Annotated in this window: 13 protein-coding genes and 2 pseudogenes; 2 read left to right on the top strand and 13 right to left on the bottom strand. The window is 41.3% G+C overall.

Annotated features, from left to right (window positions below; translation table 11 throughout):
- Positions 1 to 25: 25 nt before the first annotated feature.
- From ACJJIE_RS22605 to ACJJIE_RS22580, 6 genes are all read right to left on the bottom strand, one after another.
- Positions 26 to 1,213 carry a LuxE/PaaK family acyltransferase gene (locus ACJJIE_RS22605; RefSeq protein WP_152454489.1) on the bottom strand — a complete coding sequence of 396 codons (1,188 nt, stop codon included), beginning with the start codon at positions 1,211 to 1,213 and terminating at the stop codon, positions 26 to 28.
- A 2,400-nt stretch (positions 1,214 to 3,613) separates the two neighbouring features.
- On the bottom strand, positions 3,614 to 4,231 hold the full coding sequence (locus tag ACJJIE_RS22600; RefSeq protein ID WP_253868658.1) for a cation efflux transmembrane domain-containing protein: 618 nt from the start codon (positions 4,229 to 4,231) through the stop codon (positions 3,614 to 3,616).
- Between the two features lie 457 nt (positions 4,232 to 4,688).
- The gene (locus tag ACJJIE_RS22595) at positions 4,689 to 7,820 is read right to left on the bottom strand and encodes an efflux RND transporter permease subunit (protein WP_152454490.1); all 3,132 of its coding nucleotides are present in this window, start codon (positions 7,818 to 7,820) and stop codon (positions 4,689 to 4,691) included.
- Between the two features lie 13 nt (positions 7,821 to 7,833).
- Positions 7,834 to 9,183, bottom strand: a complete 1,350-nt coding sequence (locus ACJJIE_RS22590) for an efflux RND transporter periplasmic adaptor subunit (RefSeq protein ID WP_152456399.1) — start codon at positions 9,181 to 9,183, stop codon at positions 7,834 to 7,836.
- A gap of 14 nt (positions 9,184 to 9,197) precedes the next feature.
- Positions 9,198 to 10,529: a TolC family protein gene (locus tag ACJJIE_RS22585; protein WP_152454491.1), complete on the bottom strand. Its 1,332-nt coding sequence runs from the start codon at positions 10,527 to 10,529 to the stop codon at positions 9,198 to 9,200.
- A 75-nt stretch (positions 10,530 to 10,604) separates the two neighbouring features.
- Complete coding sequence (locus ACJJIE_RS22580) at positions 10,605 to 11,006, bottom strand: hypothetical protein (protein ID WP_282933837.1); 402 nt, start codon at positions 11,004 to 11,006, stop codon at positions 10,605 to 10,607.
- Between the two features lie 516 nt (positions 11,007 to 11,522).
- On the opposite strand from ACJJIE_RS22580, the gene ACJJIE_RS22575 reads away from it, so the two are divergent.
- On the top strand, positions 11,523 to 12,266 hold the full coding sequence (locus tag ACJJIE_RS22575; protein WP_152454492.1) for a transglutaminase-like domain-containing protein: 744 nt from the start codon (positions 11,523 to 11,525) through the stop codon (positions 12,264 to 12,266).
- Between the two features lie 57 nt (positions 12,267 to 12,323).
- Here ACJJIE_RS22575 and ACJJIE_RS22570 read toward each other — a convergent pair.
- The 3 genes and pseudogenes from ACJJIE_RS22570 to ACJJIE_RS22560 all read right to left on the bottom strand — a co-directional run bounded on the left by ACJJIE_RS22570 (position 12,324) and on the right by ACJJIE_RS22560 (position 15,625).
- Positions 12,324 to 13,264, bottom strand: a pseudogene (locus tag ACJJIE_RS22570) (IS1595 family transposase).
- A gap of 102 nt (positions 13,265 to 13,366) precedes the next feature.
- A pseudogene (locus ACJJIE_RS22565) lies at positions 13,367 to 14,572 on the bottom strand (IS256 family transposase).
- A 447-nt stretch (positions 14,573 to 15,019) separates the two neighbouring features.
- Entirely contained in the window at positions 15,020 to 15,625 is a 606-nt protein-coding gene (locus tag ACJJIE_RS22560) for a 3'-5' exonuclease (protein WP_216646256.1), read from the bottom strand.
- A 327-nt stretch (positions 15,626 to 15,952) separates the two neighbouring features.
- On the opposite strand from ACJJIE_RS22560, the gene ACJJIE_RS22555 reads away from it, so the two are divergent.
- Positions 15,953 to 17,068, top strand: coding sequence for a hypothetical protein (locus tag ACJJIE_RS22555; RefSeq protein WP_152454493.1), 1,116 nt, complete (start codon positions 15,953 to 15,955; stop codon positions 17,066 to 17,068).
- A 9-nt stretch (positions 17,069 to 17,077) separates the two neighbouring features.
- Here the strand turns inward: ACJJIE_RS22555 and ACJJIE_RS22550 are convergent, their stop codons facing one another.
- The 4 genes from ACJJIE_RS22550 to ACJJIE_RS22535 form a co-directional block, all read right to left on the bottom strand.
- Entirely contained in the window at positions 17,078 to 18,493 is a 1,416-nt protein-coding gene (locus ACJJIE_RS22550; RefSeq protein ID WP_152454494.1) for a TnsD family Tn7-like transposition protein, read from the bottom strand.
- 22 nt (positions 18,494 to 18,515) lie between these two features.
- Positions 18,516 to 19,910: an ATP-binding protein gene (locus tag ACJJIE_RS22545; protein ID WP_216646257.1), complete on the bottom strand. Its 1,395-nt coding sequence runs from the start codon at positions 19,908 to 19,910 to the stop codon at positions 18,516 to 18,518.
- Between the two features lie 59 nt (positions 19,911 to 19,969).
- Positions 19,970 to 22,054, bottom strand: a complete 2,085-nt coding sequence (locus ACJJIE_RS22540) for a TnsB C-terminal domain-containing protein (protein ID WP_216646258.1) — start codon at positions 22,052 to 22,054, stop codon at positions 19,970 to 19,972.
- A 62-nt stretch (positions 22,055 to 22,116) separates the two neighbouring features.
- Positions 22,117 to 22,923 carry a TnsA endonuclease N-terminal domain-containing protein gene (locus ACJJIE_RS22535; protein ID WP_152454496.1) on the bottom strand — a complete coding sequence of 269 codons (807 nt, stop codon included), beginning with the start codon at positions 22,921 to 22,923 and terminating at the stop codon, positions 22,117 to 22,119.
- Positions 22,924 to 23,511 lie beyond the last annotated feature (588 nt).

The following is a 23,511-nucleotide window of genomic DNA, read 5'->3' as shown; positions in this document are numbered from 1 at the left end:
GTAGCTCCATCTTGGACAGCTGTAATTAGGCGACGACTGGACAACTGCCGCTAGCAGCCTGCTCTGCGTCCAAATCTTCAAGCCGCTTATCTAAATTAACCGCACAGCAACCAAATTCTTTTGACTCAGGTAGGCGCATTACATACTGCATGCGTTGACCACTTCTTCCCGAACGACTCGCTTCAGGCAACAGTCGCACCAAGTCCTCAGTAAGCATGAAACCAGGCGTCGAACGTGCGAGAGGGTCAAGAATTGCCAATTGGCCGGTCTGGCCCGGTTCGACCTCTCGATCTAGTTGTTTGGGGTCTCTTACCGAGAAATGAACGAAGGGGGAGACATGCTTGATTCCATACTCATCGTCAATAGCAATGACATTGGATTCAACCAAGGCGTAGATGTCACGGATCTGGCTCTCTTCAACGCCCAAGTACTCGATACATTCACTGTTGAATTCTGCACGTGACAACATCTGGCCTGAGAAGCGCTTCCACCCCCCAAGAGTGATGATGTAACTACTCTTATCGAGTTTAATTCGGGTGTTGGTAGCTTTGAGGTAGCTGATAAAACGATTGATCAGGAATGGAGGACCAATCAAATGGCGACTGAATTTATCATTCCAATCCTCAAGCTGTTCTAAGGCCTCTTCGGGCTTAAAAGATTCTTGCCGAACCATGAATCTATGAGTGTCCAGCAGACCTGCGAGCATATTGAGGGCCTTGATCATGCCCATTTCAGGAATTTCCTCGGTTGAGGGGCAAAGATAAAGGCCGGCACCTTTGGAGATCTTTAGGAATTCGCGATACATCGAGTAAATCCCCAGCACCGCATTGTCAACGGTGTCCGCGCAGCGGCGCGAAACGCTGGGAATACCAGAGGTACCTGTGCTTCGCATTTCTAGCTCTACATCACGTAGGCTGACTGAAAGTAACTTATGGCTATCGTTTGATTTAAAAAGCTCAATGGGAATCAGAGGTATTTTGATCAGGTCAGCTGGAGTTGAGATCATATCCGGTGTCACTCCTTTGCTATCGCAAGCGGAGCGGAAAAAAGCATTGTTCTCATAGTGATAAGCGAATGCCTCATGGATCAAGCCTGTCTTGAAATCCAGTAAGTTATCCTCTGTCATCGAATAGAGTTCCGCCACAGATGACAGTGCCACCTTTAAAGGGTCTAACCCGTTTTCCTTGAGTATGTTTTGTAACTGTATCGACATTTCAATCTCCATTTTTAAAGTCAAATAAGACACGGCCTCAATCGTCTATGCGGAGGCATTTAGGCTATTTTTTTACTGTTTTAATCAAGCTGATATATATCAAAAAACTTAACAAAAACCTCAAAGCTTGAATTAAGAATGGTTTAAACATCAGAGAATTTAGAACTCGACTGAAAGACCCATCCGGGAATCATGCCGGGTAAACCTGCCGGGTAAATCTGCCGGGTAAATCTGCCGGGTAAATCTGCCGGGTAAATCTTTGACCACCATCAAGAGTCTCTACTTATCGATTCTATTTATTATTTTCCGAGAGAAATATTAAACACATTAGAAATTTTAACAATCACTTCAAAGTAATTTTCTTTATTTTTTTATTTTTCTTGCCGCGTAGTATGGTTTTTTTTTTGCTACATGACCAGCCCCTCTCACTTACACCCACTTACAATCTTACCCCTTCAAATTACCTCTAAAAATTAGCCAGAACAATCGGTCCGCCAATCACATAAAAATCATCTTGCGATCATGAACTCACAACAAAACGAACAGGCTTTATACATATTTTTTTTACTATTGAAGCTTGCACTCACACCTGAACTCCGACTCCCAACGGGAAACCCAAGAAAGCACCTTGCCGCCAATTACAGCAAATTACAGCTTATATTTTGGTAACATATTGTGACCAGCCAATTAACAAATATAAACTATTTGATGACAAGCTTAATAGAATTAATTCAATCTTAGGGGTAGAGTAAATTCGCACAAATATTCAAGCTTACATTGTCGTTTTTCCTCAATCTTTAATCTCCCTGCTATTTTTCAGCAGAAAATTCGTATTTTTAAGTAAAGATTGATACATCACATTCATATAAACCACACCACAATTAACAACACGCCCCGCAACACCAAGTAATTTATTGGATATTTTTTTATTACAACGATCTACTTTAAGGAGAATAGTACCAAGTAAGGCGCAACTGTACTTCCACCTCCTTTTCTTTTACCTACACCAACTAAACGCCATTAATTCTCATGACTAAAATAGAAAACTCAGTCTCATTTATGACAACCATCCATAATAATCTATTTATTACTCTTTATTTTTTAACTATCAATAAAAAATTATCCACATTATCTTTGCGAGATTCCCTATTGCACAATTAAAACCACAGAAACAATGGCCATTTTCAACACACAAAAAACCAGAATACCGCTTTAGACATCCCTCAGAAATACCCAATCGTGCTTACACATTTTATTACCATGGGAAAATATCTATTCAGCAGGCACTTTAGAAGCATCCACCAAACTAAAAATGCTGAAAGCTGAGCACCAGGGATAGATTTACCTACATCCGCCGATGAACTGAAAAACATTATCTTTGCCGGCCAGCTTAAAGAAGCACTACAAAATCGGCTTCAATTATAAAGCGCATACCAAACCTCGTAGATGTGGCTGAAGATAAGATCTGATTTCTAGCTAACTTTAGGAGTACTTTGCAAAATGAGAGAGCATACGGCACACGCAATCTACGTAACATTTTCTTATTTCATCTAGCAATGGCGATATTTAGTATCAAAAGAAACAGAACACCTTCCTAGTACCTCCGAGCCACCTCCCAATTAAGCCCCATACTTCACCCTAACTTAGTGTTAAATTATTAAACTCAACTTTCCCACCAAAAGTATCCACTAGACCGGAAGTTATGAAGAGTATAAATTTTTACAGGCACAGAACCACACACTTAATTGAAAATCGTTATCATTACCAATATTACCTATAGAATATGAGCGACAGAGAACTTTCTGAAACATCTAACTCGATGAAACAGCTGCTCGACAATTATTTGCCATACGGCTTTAAGACTGAAGAGATATAGATCAAATCACCGATCTAAAGCATTGCACCATACTTTGCCATGAAGCTCACCTAGTAGACATTAATGTCGCGGCTCAATATTCTTTTCAACAGAAGGTACGTATCAATTTTTAGTTACAGTCGGCTAAAAATTTAGAGCTATAAAAAAAACACTTGAGGACTTCTTAGGCTTTTATGCCCCAATGAAAGATATTCAACACCTAACAATACTTCGACTAGATCCTTTGGAGGCTGTAAGGGAATATTCGGCAGCATATAATAATAAAATTTCTGCCTAGACCATCTAGGTCAAAGGTGAAAAAAGTGCGTCATGTCATAACGCATTAAAATGGATGCACAAAACTGCTCTATGAGAGAAAAGCACTCATAAGTTCGCCAACTCAAACCTTAAGGGATCATTGCATCTTTTGCTCTCAGAAATTAGTGACAAGCATCTTCAGGTAAGACTCCCATTGATCTACAAACTATTTTAGACAAGCCACTAAGAAGTTGATATTACTCATACTATTAAAACCTTAAGGTCACTTAGGATATTTTGGCTTTTCGAGTGGACTCCCTCGCCTCTTTAAGAATCAAAAAACCACCTCGAGTGACAACAGCCGAAATTATTAAGCCTATAGCAAGATCAGGAAAACGACTATCGATTACCGCCACTAGTAGTCCTGACACAATCACTCCTAAATTTGCGACAACATCATTGGCTGAAAAAATCCAAGCGGCTCTCATATGTACACCCCCTTCCCTATACTTTGATATTATTAGGAGGCAAACAACATTTGCTAACAAGGCAGAGGCCCCTATTGATATCATTAGTATACTTTCTGGCTCGCTTCCAAAAAGTGATCTCCTACAAACCTCATACAACACCCACAATCCCAATATAATTTGAATTATTCCACTGACATTAGCTGCCTTAGCTTGATATATAACCCCTCTACCTACAACAAATAAAGAGATCCCATACACAGCAGCATCAGCCAACATATCTAGAGAGTCAGCAATCAGTCCTGTTGACTGAGCAAACCATCCAAGAATTAATTCAAACACAAACATAATTGCGTTGATCACTAGCAGCACCATTAAAGTGCTTCTCTCTAATTTATCTGCTTGCTCTACACCGCAACCACATTCAGACATATTCATGCCCTCTCTAAACAGAACTCCACTTAGGGATATTTATGTTTTAAACATCAACAATTACTTACTTCAAATTCTCTCTCGAGGCTAGATCCTGTCTTTCTTTAAAAATTCAGATCATATTTATTAGTCAACCTCATGAGAAGTCAAATTACAATTCACTAAAATCAGAGATCAAGGGCACCAGCACTTCCGCCCACTCAATTTAGGACCTATAAAGGTTGGCATTGAACTAGAATAAAAATCTGCAAGCAGTAAACTCATACTAAACCTACACACTAAAAACCCGTCACTCCATTGAGGCAATAGAAACATCTATTATTTTCTATTTATCTTATATAAATATCAAGCGCATCCATTTCTTTCATGCTCAAAAATGAACCAACAAACACTTAAATATTTTCATTAAAATTTTGCTCACCCCTACCTAAATATAAGCAAAGGTGAGCATCATAAATTATGTTTATATTTTCAATATACCTTCTCTTCCATGCACTATCCGATAAAGCAATGGCAGTACAAACAAGGTTAGGAGAGTAGAAGAAATTATGCCTCCAATTACCACCGTAGCTAGTGGTCTTTGAACCTCTGCTCCAGTACCTACATTCAAAGCCATAGGAACAAAACCGAGACTTGCAACCAACGCAGTCATCAATACTGGACGCAGGCGGATCATAGCACCATCGATAATGGATGTGAGCAACTCACCACCTTGCTGACGAAGTTGTCGGATGAAGGAGAGCATTACCAAACCGTTTAACACCGCCACACCAGATAGTGCAATAAATCCTACTCCAGCAGAAATAGATAAAGGCATATCGCGCAACCATAGGGACAAGACACCTCCAGTAAGCGCCAGGGGTACTCCACTGAAAATAATTAAGGCATCCTTGAATGAACCAAAGGCCATCACCAGAAGTCCCAGAATTACCAATAGTGTCAGTGGAACCACTATTGAGAGGCGAGTACTGGCGGATTCCAATTGCTCGAAAGTGCCGCCGTATACTAGCCAGTAACCTGCAGGCAAAGAGACCTGCTGATCAATACGGCTCTTCGCCTCTTCAACAAAGGACCCCAAATCACGGTCGCGGACGTTGGCAGTTACCACAACACGGCGCTTACCATTTTCCCGGCTGATCTGGTTGGGGGCAGGGGTCATTTCCAAGTTAGCAACTTCTGACAAGGGCACATAGCTACCCAATGGGCTACCAGTAGGTAACGGAACAGGTAAATCCCCAAGGTTCTCATAGTCTCGTCGCAAGCCTTCCGGCAGACGCACTACCAGATGAAAACGGCGATCGCCTTCGTAAATCAATCCAGCCTCTTCACCTCCAATAGCCGCTGAAACCAAATCTTGCAAGGTTTGCAGATCTATTCCATAGCGGGCGAGTGCGATTCGATTCGGCACTATTGATAGAATCGGTAGACCCTCCACTTGTTCTACACGAGCATCAGCAACACCCTCAATTCCATTTAGCACACCGAGAATTTCATTTGAAGAAGCCACCAGCTGATCCAGATCATCACCGAATACTTTAATACCCAGGTCTGCACGTACGCCGGAAATTAGTTCATTAAAGCGCATTTGGATTGGTTGGGTGAACTCGTAGTTATTTCCCGGTAACTGACGCACAGCTTCTTCGATTTCAGCAACCAATTGTTCCTGGGGCAGTTTCGGATCGGGCCATTGGTCACGGGGCTTCAGGATCACAAAATTGTCGGCTACATTTGGCGGCATTGGGTCTGTTGCTACTTCTGGTGTACCAATTTTTGCGAATACTTTATCTACTTGAGGAAACTCCTTAATACGCTGCTCCAACAAGCTTTGCATTTCTACAGATTGCTCTAAACCGGTACCAGGAATACGCAGGGCGTGTAAAGCGATATCACCCTCATTGAGCTGAGGAATAAATTCAGAACCCAGTGTTGTTGCAAGCCAGCTGCAGAACAGTACTAATGCAAGAGCCCCAGAAAGTACTAACCAGCGCACTTTCATTGCAGCAATCAACAGTGGTTTATATAAAGATTTGGTCGCAACAATAACTTTGTTTTCATTTTCACTGATTTTACCTGTCAGGAAAACAGCAACTGCTGCAGGCACAACGGTCAATGAAAGCACCAGTGCAGCGAGTAAAGCCATCACTACAGTGGCAGCCATGGGGTGGAACATCTTCCCTTCCACACCTGTAAGCGAAAATAGAGGGATATACACCACGGTAATGATCAAAACACCAAACAAACTTGGGCGAATCACTTCGTTGGTAGCTTGGAATACTAGCTCCAAACGCTCTTGTAGGGGCAGCTTGCCTCCGTTGCGATGCTGGGCTTCGGCAAGTCGGCGAATCGCGTTCTCCACAATTATCACGGCCCCATCGACAATCAGGCCAAAGTCAAGGGCTCCGAGACTCATCAGATTGGCGGAAACACCCGTTTGCACCATGCCGAAAATGGTGGCAAGCATGGAAAGCGGGATTACCGCTGCAGTAATAAAGGCGGCTCGAATATTTCCCAGCAACAAGAACAATACCACGATAACCAGCAGCGCACCCTCAACAAGGTTTTTTTGCACTGTAGCGATAGCTTTATCTACCAGAGTGGTCCGATCATAAACCGCCTCTACCTTAATACCTTCAGGTACGGTTGATTTTATTCGCTTTAAGGCTTCCGCTACACTTCGAGCTACCTCCCGGGAGTTTTCCCCTACCAGCATCATAGCTGTGCCCAATACGGTCTCTTCACCATCGCGAGTGGCAGCACCGGTGCGAAGCTCTTTTCCAATAGCTACTTCGGCTACATCCGAAATTTTAACCGGCACCCCGGCGCGACTGGTAATTACCACATCCTCAATTTCGGCAATATTTCGCAACTGCCCTGGTGAACGCACCAGAAGTTGCCGTCCATTCCCCTCCAAGTAACCAGCGCCGCGACTTTCGTTATTGCGGCTCAGCGCTAGAGCGATATCTTCCATGGATACGCCAAAGTTAAGCATCTGTCGAGGTTCGGGTGTTACGTGATACTGCTTGTTATAGCCACCGATGGTATTAACTTCAGTAACTCCGGGGACTAAGGATAATTGCGGTTTTATAATCCAATCTTGAATTTCCCTCAGTGAAGTGGCGTCGTAAGGCTGCCCATTGGGCTGGGTGGCGCCAGGCAGAGCCTCCACTGTGTACATAAAAATCTCACCGAGTCCGGTAGCAATGGGACCCATTTCAGGCTCTAACTCCGGAGGCAAATGACTTTTAATACTACTGAGACGGCTATTAATTAAGTTCCGAGCAAAATAGAGATCTGTACCCTCTTTAAAAACAACAGTGACCTGGGACAAACCGTAGCGAGAGAGCGAACGGGTATATTCTAAATTAGGCAAGCCGGCGAGTGCCGCCTCCACAGTGTAAGTAATCCGCTGCTCCGCCTCTAAAGGTGAATAACCAGGAGCCTCGGTATTAATCTGTACCTGAACATTGGTGATATCGGGAACCGCATCAATTGGAAGTCTCTGATAACTCCAAACCCCCAGGCCCACCAATACAAAGATCAGGGACAGTACGAAGTAGCGCCGCTCAATTGAGAAGCGCAGTATACTTTCAATCATCTTCTGGCCTCATTTAATGGCTATGTGCAGCGCCGGACTTTTCAATATCCGCTTTGATCAGGTAGCTGTTCTCGGTGACATAGCGATCACCCTCATTGAGGCCACTCAGCACTTCGGTTACAGTGCCGTCGCTACGGCCGAGTTTTAGTGGACGAATTTCATAGGTTTCTCCCACTTTGATAAATACCACCGTCCAATCGCGGAAAGGTTGTAGTGCACGATTCTCGACCACTAAAGGCACAGATTTTTCATTGGTTACTACTTGGCCTTGGACCATTAGATCGGTAGTCCAGAGCTCATTGGGGTTTTCAATCACCGCTCTTGCAATCGCGAAGGGCTGACCATTACTGCTCGGAGCAAGGCTGCTGATAGTTGACTCAAAAGAACGCTCACCAGCTGTAATTGAAACCTGTTGCCCTAATTTGATCTGATCGCGACGCATCGGAAATACTTGCAACTCAGCCCACAGCTGGTCGTAGTTAGCTATGGTAAACAGCACCCGTTCGCCACTGAATTCACCTTGGCTGGCTTGCTTATCAATTATCTGACCGCTAATAGGAGCGACCAATGGATAAATTTGCAAGCTGTCATTGGATTCGATAGAAGCAAGCTCTTCCCCTTTCGCTACCAAATCGCCAAGCGTTTTTTTAACAGTGATTACGGTTCCTGGGTAACGTGCACGCACATGACTGAGGTTACGATGATCTATCGCAGTTTTACCATATAAGGTAACGCTTTCTTTAATTATACCTGGAGCAGCAATTGCAGTTTTAATGCCTGCCTTTTTTGCCATTTGTTCAGAGATCTGCACTCGACCTTCATGGGACTCATAATCCCAACTTGTGCGCTCGCCGTTGTAAAAAACAGAAACGGCAACATCAAAAGAGTGAGGTTCCTTTACTACGCCTTCACCGCGGTAATACCCAACACTATCCTCCCAGGCAAAGGGTATTTGATCCACTTTTCCACCAAGTCTTTCAAGCTCTACGGAAACACGAGCATTCTCTAAAGGTTTACCATTAAGAGAAATCCAGGCTCGAAACTCTGGCTTTACACCACTTTCATAAATAAGCAACTCGGCCGTTAGATCCCCCTCAGTCAGTAAACGGCCACCATTGGGGCCCTTTTCCTCCTGATGCTCATCATGTCCGCCATGGTTATCACTATGTCCATGACTAGAGAATTGTTTCCCTTCCTGTTCATCATGCTCATCATGGCTATCATTGGAGCCCAGCTCTTCATCTTGCTTAACATGTTCATCATGACCACCATTTGCATGACCCAGGCTTGCAATCCAAAATCCAGAGAAAATGAGGAGTATGGATAATATTGCCAGGCGAATTACTTTACTTAATCTGCTCATATCTAAATCCAAAATTATTTTCCGCTTCCTACACTCTCGGAACCTAAAGGCCCTGCTGTAAGCTGCTCAATCTCAGCGCCGAAAAGAAGTACAGACCGCGCTGCTTCGATTCGTGCACGTTCAGCATCGAGCAACTCTTCCCGAGCAACAATTAAGTCAAGATAAGAACTCCGGCCACGACGATAGGCACGATCTACTTCAGTCAATGCCTCGCGAAGCTTAGGGATTACAGAATCCTGCAAACTGGAGACAGTAGCCAGGGCCTGTTCGCGACCGGTTACGGCAAGAAATAGCTGAGGATAAAGTTGTAGTAATGCCGCCTCACGACGGAGCATAACCTCATCCAATTCAGTCATTGCTGTTAGCTCGGCACCACGATTGCGTTTTGCGGTAAAGAGTGGAACTTCGAAACCAGCTAAAGCTGTAGTTTCGTCAACAGCCCGATTCACGAGAAGACCTGCAAACCATCCAACATCAGGCTTTGAGTTGGACTGGGTGAGACGAAGCTGTGAAGCACTCAGTCGCTCTTCGGAAGCAAAGCGCGCTATAGCTGGGTTTTCCTGCGCACGCGCATAAAGTTCCTCAAAACTAGCGCCGGGCTCAAAACGATAGAGCTCACTGGAGTCTACTCGATAATCTATACTCGGCTGTCCCCACAGAGCCGATAGGGCATGCCTGTAGTACACTAGCATGCTCTCATCCGTCTGCTTAGCGAGGCTTGCTTTTGTCAGGGCGGACTCCGCTCGTAGGCGTTCAGAAACCGGGCTAGCAGCAGCGCTGACTCTGGCGCTGACAGCGCTTAGCGTTTCACGTGCGAGTAATACCTTCTCCCTAGCCAATACAGCTAATTCCTGGGCAGCAAGAACCTGAGCATAGCGACGGATAACTTCTGCCAGAAGATCTAGCGCCTTAGCTTGCTCATCCGCGATCAGTAAATTACGCTGGGCATTGACTACATCTATTCGAGCTCTACGTTTATCTCCTAGCTCAATTACGGAGGATAAAGTTACCGTCAACTCAAGCTCATTGTCGGCATCATCCTCGGGATCTGGCGCATTATTGGAGCCACCATCACCAAAGTTCTTGTATTGAGCCTCACCTCCTAGGCTTAACGCAGGCCGCAGTGCTGCAGTCTCTTCAGCACCATCTAGACCTCTTCTCTGTAATGGGAATACCGCAAGCTCCGGATTCTGTGCGAGCGTCAGCTCAATCGCATCTGGTAATGTCAGTAAATCCCCCTCCTGCGCGGATACTGATTGCGCAGCTAAATACATTATCGCCACCATCAACTGGAATATGGCACGACGACGAATCACACTCTCAGTGAGCGTGCAGTAAAAATCCATGGGTATCTCCCAAGTCAGTTTTTAATTGCGCAAGGGGGCCTTGTAGCTCTCCTTACTCGCGCGGCATTAGAGCAATCAGACTTGGGTTATAGGTGGGCGGAGTAGAGGGGTAAAATAACCACTGGGAACACGTGTATTGCCGAATTCTCGATAATTAACGATTCCGCTCAGAATAGAGAGTAATGATTGACCTACCAGGGCGGTAAAGGTACTTCCATGGCAATGACAGCAGTGATTACATAAATCCAGAAGAAACGAAGATTGATCAGCCTCATCCCCGCTGGAGGGGATCTGTAAGCTTAAATCAGAAGGGGAGCTGTCCGGTTGAAACGGTAAATTGCCGGGCAGATCTTCATCATGATGTAGAGACAGGTGATTCGTTACCTCCTGAACTTCTTCATGGCTATCATAGAATGCACCTGCGGTCTGAAAGACCATAAGCACAATTAATAGAAATGATAGTCGAACTACATTCATAAAAGTTACAAAGAGACCAGAATCTACTGAATGGGATTCTAGCAAGTAAATTCAGACACCTCAACTTAACTCACTGCCCTAAAGTTATCATTAACCCCAAAGTGGCTATTTGGTCACACCTTCTCTCCAAGTGAGGAGTCAGCCTCTAGAAGAGGTCAATTTACAGTTAACGACACTTACACTAGTAAGGAGTCTATCGGTCCCATAGTCCACGGAATTTGGGTTGGAAAGGTAGAGCTTTAAAAGGGCTATATTCTTCAAGTAATCGGGATGCGAGATCATAATACTAATGTTAAATTCATTAAGTAGATTAAAATTCTTTCAGGAACCGTTAACCTTGCATGAAAGTGGGGGATTAACTTTGAATAAGCAGCCCAAATAAAAGTCTATGCGACATTCATTTAGGAATGATTTTGATAAGAGAGCTTTCGTGAAGTCTTAGGAGGTTTATTCAATTATACGAGAGGGCAGAGTTTAAATAAGCCCACATTATAACTTACCTTGGAGAACAAATGAATGAAGACACTTACTCGTGAATACTTATCAGAAACCCCTATGCTTGACTTTGAGAATAAAACCATTCAGATGTTAATTGAAAATAAGAAATGGCGTAAGCTATCTCAGTATGACGCCATTGGTGCCATCTATAAGTTTGTTCGTGATGATATTTTATTTGGTTACAATAGTGATGATCGTATTCCGGCTAGCAGGGTACTGAAAGACGGGTACGGACAATGTAACACTAAAGGAACATTGCTAATGGCTTTGCTTCGCGCTGTTGGCATTCCTACACGCATTCATGGATTTACTATTTTTAAAGACCTTCAGAAAGGTGCCATACCTAGTTATCTATTCTATATCGTACCTGAACGAATTATCCACAGCTGGGTTGAAGTATATTCAAATGATAGGTGGATCAACCTTGAAGGATATATTATCGACCGCCCATACCTGAACAAAGTCCAAGAAGGGTTCCGTAATCAATGCTCTGAGTTTAAAGGCTATGGTATTGCCACAAAATGCCTACAAAACCCACCCATTGACTGGGAGGATAAAGATACATTTATACAGAAAGAAGGTATCGCAGACGATTTCGGAGTTTATACGCAACCTGATGATTTTTATCTGCTCTATGGAAGTAATTTAACTGGCATTAAGAAATTACTATTTCGCTTCGTGATCCGTCATTTAATAAATATCAATGTTAAACGGATTCGAGCAAAGGGCTTAGGTAAATGTAATACCTTAGAATTAAGCTGATAAAGTATAGCGATACCACCTCTAGCGAGGGTGTTCAAAACTCTGCCTAATTACCACCTATACTAAGCCAATTTTCAGCAGTCTTTCCGGCATTGGAGGTGTCCGAAGAGAGAAAAAAAAAGTCTTGGAATGAGTGCTGATAAGTCGAACCGTCGATTAAATCGATATTGAAATTCTGCCAAATATCGCTGCGCATATTTCGGCCTAATCGCATGGTAGGTACTACGCAGTGCACTTTTTAGATTGCCGAGTACCGTATTCACCCAATAGAACTCAGGCTCTTCAACAGAAGCTCGACCACCACCACAAACAATCTTGTCATGTACACAATTAGCCTCTGTGACAGCATTGAAGCATGCAAGGCCATCTGAGATAACCATGCTACCGCTGCAAAGATGCTTTTTGCTCCAGGTAGAAATCTCACTGCTCCTGAAGCCCTTGATAATAGAGAGCTTGATACGAGTAGGACGTCTATCTTTGGTAGTTTCAACGGCAGCCACAAAGGGAGTTTTACCCTTAGCTCCGCGCCCCGGCTTGCATCCAGTATGTTCACCACCGAGATAGGCATCATCCAATTCAATAAAACCGGATAGCTTGTACTGTTGGTCCCGCTCCATCATCACCTGCATGAGTTTCTGCTTCATACGCCAGGCAGCGTTGTAAGAGAGACCCAGATGACGAGCCAGCTCCATAGAGGAAATACCCTTCTTATCCTGGGTAATCAGAAAGATACCGAGAAACCAAGTAGTAAGGGGCAGTTTGGTGGAGTCAAATATCGTACGAGAAGTAATCGATGTCTGACGTCGACACCGGTTACATTGCTTGAGCTTGCGGTAAGCGAGGTTGCAATGTTTGTCATGTCCGCAGTGAGGGCAACAGAAGCCATTTGGCCAACGCCATTGACAGAGAGCATCGAAGCACTGCTCTTCTGTACCATAAGCTTTAAGGAATTGGGTCAAACTAATACCCTTCTGGAACTGTACCTTGTTGCGAGCCATGGTGTATTCCCTTACAGATCAACATGATAGCTGTATTTATATACAGTTACATGTGACTTAGCAAGGGTGGTAATTAGGAAACTCTGTGTCAGCCAAATAGCCTCATAGGCTGATGTATTTCTCCAGTCGATCTGGGAAGTGGATCGTCAGCTGTGATAGTGTCAGATTCCAATTTTGAATTGGGTGCGTCCAGCGTTCGGAGGCTTTTAGTATACCGGCATAGAGAAGCTTCAGTAAGCTATTCTCATTGGCGAAGCCGCCCTTGGTCTTGGTCAACTTGCGGAACTGCCTGTGTACAGCCTCCACCGCATTCGTAGTGTAGATCGGTGTGCGGACGTATTCCGGGTATTTAAAGTAGGCCGAGAGAGTCGGCCATTTACCCCGCCAGGACTTAATCACCATTGGATATTTGTCACCCCACTTGGTCTCCAGCTCGTCCAAAGCGTGCTCGGCGGCATTGAGCGTTGCCGCCTTGTAGATGCATTTGAGATCGGCCATAAAGGCCTATTGATTCTTTGAAGCTACATACTTTAGTGAGTTGCGGATCTGATGGATGATGCAGTGCTGGATCTCGGTCTTAGGGTAGATGCTCTCTATGGCCTCAGGGAAACCCTGCAGGCCATCAACACAAGCAATGAGGATATCTTTGACCCCACGGTTGTGGAGATCGGTCAGAACACTCAGCCAATGATGTGCGCCTTCTTGATCGGATAGGTAGAGCCCCAATAACTCCTTCTTGCCTTCGATATTGAGGCCAAGAATCGTGTAAATGGCCTTGCTGGCATAACGACCGTTTTCCTTGATTTTGTAATGGATAGCATCGAGCCAGACAATAGGATAGACAGCCTCCAGGTCGCGCTCACGCCAAGCTTGTAGTTCAGGCAGCAGCTTGTCAGTAACGGCATTGATGGTGCCGTTGGAAAGCTCCATTCCGTAGATATCGGCAATATGTGTGCGGATGTCCTGATAGCTGTTACCCAGGGCAAACAGGGCGGTAATCTTGCGTTCCAGTTCGTCGGTAAGCTGAGTTTGATGCTTCTTGACGATTTGAGGCTCGAAGGTGCCGGCACGATCCCGCGGCGCCTGCAGCTCGAAGCTGCCAGCGGGGCTTTTCATAGTTTTTGAGGTGGTGCCATTCTTGCGGTTGGGCTTATCCTCGCTGGCGAGGTGCTCTTCCAGCTCCGCTTTCATGGCAGCTTCAGTGAGTTGTTTGATCAGAGGGGTGAGGATGCCATCTTTGCCATTGAGGTCTTTACCCTCGCATAAGGCTTTGACGGCGGCATCCATATCGAAAGTAGGTTTGGTCATGGGTCATCTCTTTTTTGCTAATAGTAAAGAAATGACACAGAATTCTGAACACTACCCCTCTAGCTCTAGTCTGAGATCTAAATATGTAACTTAACTGCCACTATAGGAGATATGGTGGGTATCATTTCCTTTAGATACGATATCTATAATGAGTCCCAGAAAATATAAAACAATCTTTTTGAACAAACCCAGGATTACATAATCATATAAAATAATTTAACTTTCATATCAACAACCAATCAAAGCGGAGTATCTAAACAATATTAAATCGAGTACTCTTGATCTTCCCGCAATAAAAGATTAAGAGTCATAAAATACAATAGCCATCTATGAATAAATGAGACAAATTTCTATGACATGAAAGGCAGAGGTTAAGCCTCTCATACAATCAAAATTATATTTATAATAAGTACATCACCTATTCGCATCAAACCAACGATACATTTTTTAAATAGTCAAGTAAGGAAGTATTCTCGAAATATTACGTGCATCATCCACACCGCGATGCTGCTGACCTTCAAAGACAATACCGAGAGACTGTAGAGCAGATCCAAGTCCTGAACGACGCTTCTTACCTGTCTTTTCTTGCCATACTGCTTTCAGGTTGATATGCGGTTTAGCAAAAAAATCTGGCGCGCAACCGTGCCGTATCAGCTCTACTTTGATCTGCTTCCAATCGTATTCCCCCCAGCTAGCCCAGGCTTGATACTCATAATGAGATAACCATAAGTTAAGGAGACTCGTGCTTTCTCTGAAATCAGGCGCACTAGCCACCATGCTATTTTTGATACCTGTAAGTTCACTGCAAAACTTACTAAGTTTCGGATTAATCATTGGTCTAACAAATTGACTATGACTAGCTAAGATTTCACCATCCAAAGTAGTCAGTACAAGTCCGAATTCAATGACCTCCATTACCCCAACAGATAGTGGGCGATCATTCCAACAAGTTGCCTCAAGATCTACAATCAGCAGGTGCTTAATACCATTGAAGCAATTCTGAAAAACCATGCTAAACCCTATAGTATTTTTTAAAAATGAAAAAAATCCCATTAGTATACGAAAATTATAATATACATATAAACAGAGTGAGATATTTAGAACGAGCCCGTCATCAATTGACATGGCTCAATAGAGTATTGTAAATTTTTCAAGGGATATACTATATGGAAACAATAACATGTCCTTTAAGTACTTTTAATTATTAAATATTAGATTTCTTGGTATATCATTAGGTATTCATAAAAAATAATAAGCCATTTCAAAATATATGTGTGTATATTTATGAAGCTCTATAGCTCTCAGAACAAACTTATCAGCAAGCTAGATAGAGAAACTACAAACCACACAATATTTCTATCTTTACAATATGGTATAACTATGTTTAGAGCACTGCAACAGCCGGGTGAATCCATCCATTCCTTTATATTAAGAGTTTTTATAAAAGCTGGGTTTCGGAATATAAATAGCTTAATAGCTGGCGGGGGTGGATGGAGAGAGTACCCTTCAATTCCGGATACAGCCAAAAAATATTTCACTTTTTATCCCGAGAAAGTACTGATTGACATTTTTGACTCTACTTACTCTATCGGAACAGAGGACACTTTTAGCAGAAATAGATTTACACATTTTAAAGGCTTCCCGCAAATTCTTAACTACTCTCATGGACAATTTACTGGAAAACGAATACCTATTAAGTTTTGTAAAAGGTGTATTGAAGAAAAACTTGCAAATCAGGGCCATGCGTTTTTCGAAAGCAAGTGGTTATATATATCATATTGCGAAAAGCATAACTGTCCGTTATGGCAAATCAAAAGAACCCCTTCAGTAAAAAACAAAATTAAAAGCGTGATTTTAGGTGTTTTATCGGCTAACTGGGAGAAAGTATCCAGCTCAATAAAACATTTAACTTCAGAAGTTTACAATAATAAACATTATGAGGACCCCATAAGTAAGTGGAAACTTTACTTTTCTCCCTGTGCAAAACTAACCTACATAGAATATTTTGTTCAGACTTTATCCTATCAGAAAAATTACATTGGGAAATTTTCTGATAGGAGATCAGCAGAACCCACGAAGAGCGACCTGAACCTCTTAAGAGCAAGATTGAAGAGATATTGTCATATGAGTTTTTATGATGTGTACAGTAAAGAATTGCAATCAAACTATAAAATCATTAAAAACTTCGAAAAAGAAAATTTTGAAACTATAAAAGTTAAACGATGGGGAATGGAGTTCCCTATACTTAAAGATAAAAAGGGAGCCTGCGCATCTTGTTCCCGATGGAATATAGATTCTTTCACTGACTGTTCAATTTCTGGTGTTATAGCTAGCTCTCGTGAAAGCGATTATTCAAGAATGGAAATTAACAGCAATAATTATATTGACTTTACAAAAAGATGTGCTATTACTTGGCTAAACATACAGAGATATGAGTTTCGCAAGAAGTATGGTTATAAACATCCCTTAGGCCTTCCTGCACCTCTCAATCAATAAATATGTTCTCTATTTTTTAGGATACCTCCCCTTAGCCTTTAGAGGTTTAGGTAGAGCAACCTCTAGCCATTCACGATCATATAAATACAACCAATAAAAGGCTTTATTACAGTGTAACTTAATATCTTTACGAATTGCTTTAGGGTGGGATTTGTAATATTTAAGGATTTTTAGCCTATAGCGACGTCGCATTGACTCCATATGGCATCGTTTACGATAAGTTACTAGTTCAGGATGAGTTGAGATAACTTGTTCTACTGATCCTACACCAATTTTACAAATTGTAGCTATTCGATGCCGGTTCATTCTTGTATACCCAAGGTGAATAATTTCATCTCTACAAGCCTTAGATAATTTCTTTGGCTTAAGATTCAAGGGGATATCGTGGAGCGCTGCAAGTCTTTTCAGATAAGTTCTACTTTTCCCTGTAATTTTAGAGGTTTCATTAAGCGACCTGCTTCGTAGAATATCAATACATTTCCTCTCTTTCCTTTTCGTCCTCATAGCAAAATCCTTTTTACGGGTTTGGAATTCAAACTCTACACTATTATGATCCTCTAATAATTGCTGGAAGGTAGAAAAAAGCCAACTTGAGAAAAAAATGTGCTGGAAGGGATTATGGCTTGCTCCTTGAACTAAAAGTTGAGAAACATATCTGAAGTCTTCAGAAGATTTTGGGAGCGAGCTATTATAAAATGGCCGATACTGCTGTGAATATACATAAAAATTTTGCATTAATTTTAGACGCCTAATACGGCCACTATTCGTTACCAAGCCCATATTATTTAATTTAAGGCGATATTTTGAAGTAACATCTATTAACGGAATAGGCCATTTGATCTTTCTTAAAAAATCATATCCAAACTTACCTACCTTATATTCAACACTAGATGCTTCTTTAGCACAGCAGGTCACTGATGGTAACAATCCAAGGTTAATTCGTTGACGATTAAGTAAGTCAATTCTCTCTAAGAGTACTGGATGTATACCACAAGAAGAGACCCCAGGGATTTGATGCGACCTATGCCAATAAGCAACTCCATATTGATTTATATCGCTACAGGCGCACTCTTGACACCATTTCAAGCATAGCGAAGAACCTGCACCAAATGATGGGAGCTGACTTTCCCTTATTGATCTCGCGCTATCATTACTCAACATAAATTTTATTATGTTATTTGAATACTTAGGCAAATAAAATATATATATTGGAGCCAATGTCTGACCAAATAAAATTTCGTACGCTTCATCATCTGTCAGGGCTGAAAGTTTTTTTAGATTCGATGTCAAAAAGGGGTGTATGGAGGCCCTCTCCTCAGCAAGATATATTTTATTAAACTCTTTACCCTTTAATCCAGAAATAGTAGCAAAGCGAATAATTCGACTAAAGAAAAGTTCATCAGGAAAAGCTTTGGGCAGGAGCATATTGTCAAATATGGGGTGAAACTTACTTTGAGGATAGATGCTTGATCGGATTTTTAAATAAAATTTCCATTTTTTTTAACTCAGCTTCAGGATTCTCTGCAATAGATGCTCGCCTTATCAAGTCTGGATCTTTAATAAGTTCATTTAAGTCACCAATAGATTGCAAGTAAGATAGCTTCTGATGAAATTCATGGTGCTGGGGGCGATTTAAATCTCCGGGGATAATCATAACTTCTGATTTCGAAGTATCTATAGATTTAACGGAAATTTCACTAGTTTCGACCTTAGACCTATTATTACTCTTTTCCCTTCTGATACGCCGAAATTTTTCAAGCCTATTTATCCTTGCTTCATCTACAGATTTTTTGGAGAAATTTATAGCTTTTTTTGCTGCATACTCCAGGACATATTCTGTTATAGACTCGTTATCTGAACCAATTACTAAACGCTGAGACTCCCTATAAATTCTTACAGCCAGATCCATATTACCAATAGATAGATCATATAATTTGTCACTAAGAGATTTAGTTAAAGGAGTTTTTTCCTTTGTCCATTGCAACACCCAAAGTTCTTCAACAAACATGGTCCACTCCTCATCATTTTTCATCAAGTCCATAGTAAAAGAAGCTTGACTTTCTGCACGTCTTGCTGTCTTTAGAGTTTTCCCTAATAATTTGTCAAAAGGAGGGTTTGCACACAGAAGAATGGGAACTCCCAATTCATTCATAAGATTATGAAGAAACCCCAGAAATTTATCTTCGCCTCCAGCTTTTGCCAAATTTAAATGCTGCATTTCATCTATTATTATGACACCTAAAAAGCTAGACTTTATTTTAGCTTCAATTTGCTTAACAAGTAGATCACTCGTTTTTTCTGGCTTAGTCTCTTCTCCTCCAAGCTTTCTATCAATTTCCGATAAAATCTTAAGACAAAGGGCTCTGATACTTGAGTTTTCTGGGCAATCTACTTTAGCCCATACTACTTGCTTAATATATAAAGGCTCACCTTGGTATTTACGATGCTCAATAACTTCTGGAAAACAATTTAAAATCTGCTCTAGCATACAACTTTTTCCGACACCGCTTTCCCCAAGTAAAGTTATACCACTCCCGTTAGATTTGAAATAACCTGTTCTAGGAGCAACTTTAGATCGTTGGTCTACAGGGTAGTGTAAATAGTTCATGGTTGTCGGCGACAGGGGATTCTTGCTTGAATAACCTTTCTTAATCGCAATTTCAATTGCTCTAAAGCATTCTAGATATACTGGAAGAGGCTGCCTTAACTCTTCGATTCTTGTAAGGTATTCAATACGCTCGAAAGCACTCAACTTTCTCTCGTTTTCAGAAAATGAAGGATAGCTACTTAATTTTTCTACCAAATCCTCATCTTTCAATTTTTTTGGTAATGCTTCGATCAAGGGGTTCCCCCGATGCTCCGGGAGTATTGCAATGTTATACTCTGCATAATTTACACCTCTCACTGGTTCCGCCTCTTCCTTTTTATTAATGAGACAGCTTCATTTTTCCTTTTTGACTCTAAGTTCTCATCATCGGGATATAGTTCTGATTTCTCTTCTCTAATGGATTCACCGTATTCAATTCGTCTATCAAGAACCGCCTCTTTTCTTCGTGTTCTCATTCCCTTTATTCGCTCAGTCTTACTCTTATCTTGTACATCTTTTTTTGTTTCACTTTTTGCTACTTGGCTAACTAATTTACGTCTATTATGTCTTTCTATAGACTTTTTACCTGGTTTATTTTTACATTTTTCTTTCTTTTTCCAATCTTTAAAATACAATATATCAGCTTGATGCTTATCACTAAGGCTTGCAGAAAACTTCATCAAGTTGCATTTAGTGAACCCTTCGCGCTCCTTAAGGCGAACATATATGAATGAAGAGTTATCTTGATCGATACGAGCTTCCATTTTCCAGCACTTGGTAGACCTGGCAAGCACTTTCCATTCTTGAAATTCTTCCCGGTCACATTCATAGTACATATCCTCATTTAAGCGGATACCTTTACTCGTCATAGATACTTCTACCGCAGGTAGAAGTTTAGCCCTTACTTCGGACTCCTCTGATCTACTTAAAGCATGCCGATGCTTTTTTAGATGGATATTCCAATAATTAAGCGGTGTAGGGGGCAATCCATTTTGCACTAACAAGACGGATTGTGCAGCTAAACCGTCAAATAGAGAATTATTATGCTCCATAACCTCATCAATAAGTAATTTTGTTACTTCATCTAATGTATATGTTGCATCGAGACGTGGATCACGATCACCTCGAATATAATGATGTCCTCTAGTTGTCCCTAATAATTCATGGACTAGATTTTTATTCAATATTTCGAATCTTCGTTCCACAATGCCTTTAAGATCGGCGCGATAAGGTGGAGCTATACTCAGGTGACCGATTAATGGAACGGCTAATTTTTCAGCGCTCTTACATATAAACTCCCCTCGATCGCAAAGCAAACGCTGGGGGATATGATGGCAAGGCCATTCATGATCTTCGATTTCGATACCGAACCTAGAACAATAACTTTTCTTATCCGTAAAGCTATTGACAAGAGCTTGACGACCCGCACGCCAAGAAGCATATTCCATAGAAACGTGAAGCCCAACAATCATCCTGCTTTCTTTATCTACCACACAATAAACAGTAGGCCTACCTAGAACATGAGAGCGCCTAAATTCAGAGACAATATGAACATCCAGTACTGTTGAATCCAATTCAAAGCAACTTCCAGGAACTTCGGTATGATCTGTCGCAGCTCCTCTTAACCCACGCTTGTTTCTTTCAAAGTCACCCACTGTAGTTTGCTTTCGGATTATTTCATTTTTTGGGATTAATTTTTTAACCCAATATATAAAAGTACGATATGATGGAACATTCGGCGACCTAGATTCACTCTCTGCCAGTATTAGTTCTTGTGAGTATAGCTCCTTCAACATTTTTTCATAAACTTGACTAAATGGAACTCGACGCCCTTTCAAGCCATACTTCTTCATCGCTAAAATAAAATTATTCTTATCATTTTCCGAAGTGTTAACCCCTTGATGTATTTCCATGCTCGGTGTAAGCATTCTTATTGGAGCTCCACGTTTAAGACCTCCTGAGACCCTAACTCTTCCAGCTCCTCCAGAATTCTTGTAAGCAGGCAGGAGGGCATTTCTTTCTTGCCCACCCCTCCAATATTGATTTAATAACCTATATATTCTCTGAGCCCTTACCCCTTTACTTTTCGCCTGATTTACCAGAACTTTGCTTCTTTCTTCAGTAGAAATCTCAAGGAGAAAATCTGGATTTTCTATTAGCTCACTTATCAGCTCAATATTTCTATCACGTTTTTTAATATGAGCTTCAGGTATCAACCCCTCATCAGCTAGCTGATAGTAGGGAAGAGGACTAAAGTTTCTTTTCACAGCTCCTCCTTTAATCGCACACAAAAATCTGGAGCTATCAATCTTAATAGGCCTTCTTAAACCTCCAGATTCTTCAAGATTAAAAAGAACCAGAATATTTATATCATAAAAAAGTTCAAGAACACGATACACACCACTATCAACCCCATCAATATCAGTTATACTCCAAACACTGTTTCGTTCAACTCGCATGCTTACCTACCGATTGATGAAAGAATATTTGTTATATCTATAACTCCAGACTCTGCTATCGGTTTACTTAAGTCTACCTCAACTTTCTTAATAGCGATTAAATGCTTCAAAAGTACTAAAGCTTCATCGTTCTTAACATCTACATTTTTACAGAATCCATTGCATATATCTTCGATCAAATTGATCCCGACATGTAATGTCTTTATGGCTTGCTTTTCTATACTTTCCTTAAATCTACGTCCTTGTCTATATGCAGAGGTAAACCACTGAATATTTTTAGATTGAATAACCGATATTTCATTCATAGTATATATATGGAAATTTACCCCCAGAAGCTCCCACCAAATACGTTCAATTTCTAATTTTTCAGCTGTACGCTTTATTGATAGTTCTTGGGCTGATTTAACAGAGATAGCCTCATACCAAAAGTCGTGTTTATCTGTGCAAGTCAAAACAAAGTCTGTAGTCATGACATTGTATGATCCAGAACCAGGCACTTTTGGATGATTTATATCTAGATTCTTTGCAATCTTGATAGAAAAGTCTAGGGGGAGAAGGGGAAACTGTTCCCTTATATCGATTACTGAATCACAGTTTTCAACCAGATAGAAGAGACAGCTTTCGTTTTCTGAGAGGGTATGATGCTCTCTATTAACTTTAATACCCTGAATTTTTCCACTATTTCCCTTAGATTTAACATCCTGAACTCTCAGCCAGGGTTTGTATTCTTCTCCAGCTCCCAGCCCATACTTGTTTTTCAGAGCTCTTTGAAAATCAGTTAGCCTCTCTAACCTTCTGTGTCGCGCCAAAACTTTTCACCCCAATCTGATTTATGACTAAAGCATTAACATCTTAGGTCTGTAAGATTTATTAATCCGGTATCTATAGTATACATACTGAGGTCATATTTAAGTGGTTGTGTTCATCCTTATTCAAACATTATGAAATTTAGCAGATCTTACAAATTCGTAGGACCGCTACGCCTAAACCGTAGAGTGTTTCTACCTATTATAAATCTGATTTTTTTATGTTATATGATTTAAGGATTGTCTTGATAATTTCTTATAAAAAGAAAATATCTCATAAAATTTTCAGCCAAAGTAAATCTACTATGAGTCATAGAAATAGGCTCTATGACTCATTTAATGGGTATTTTGTGAGTCATAGAAATAGGCTCTATGACTCATTTAATGAGTATTTTGTGAGCCATATAAAGCCTTACACAACTTCTGAGCTTGGCTTAAAATACGGAAGGCCTTAAAAGGTGGCATTCAAATCAACAGTTTGCACTTAATATCTATATATAAGATTTGGTTTGTTATCGATTTTGAACTAGTAACGAAGGATATATTGTTATATTCATCCTCATTTATTCCTGCTGCATAGGCTGCACGACT

The organism is Microbulbifer maximicatervae (SeqCode), from assembly GCF_052467325.1.
This window is presented reverse-complemented; position numbering and strand designations above follow the sequence as displayed.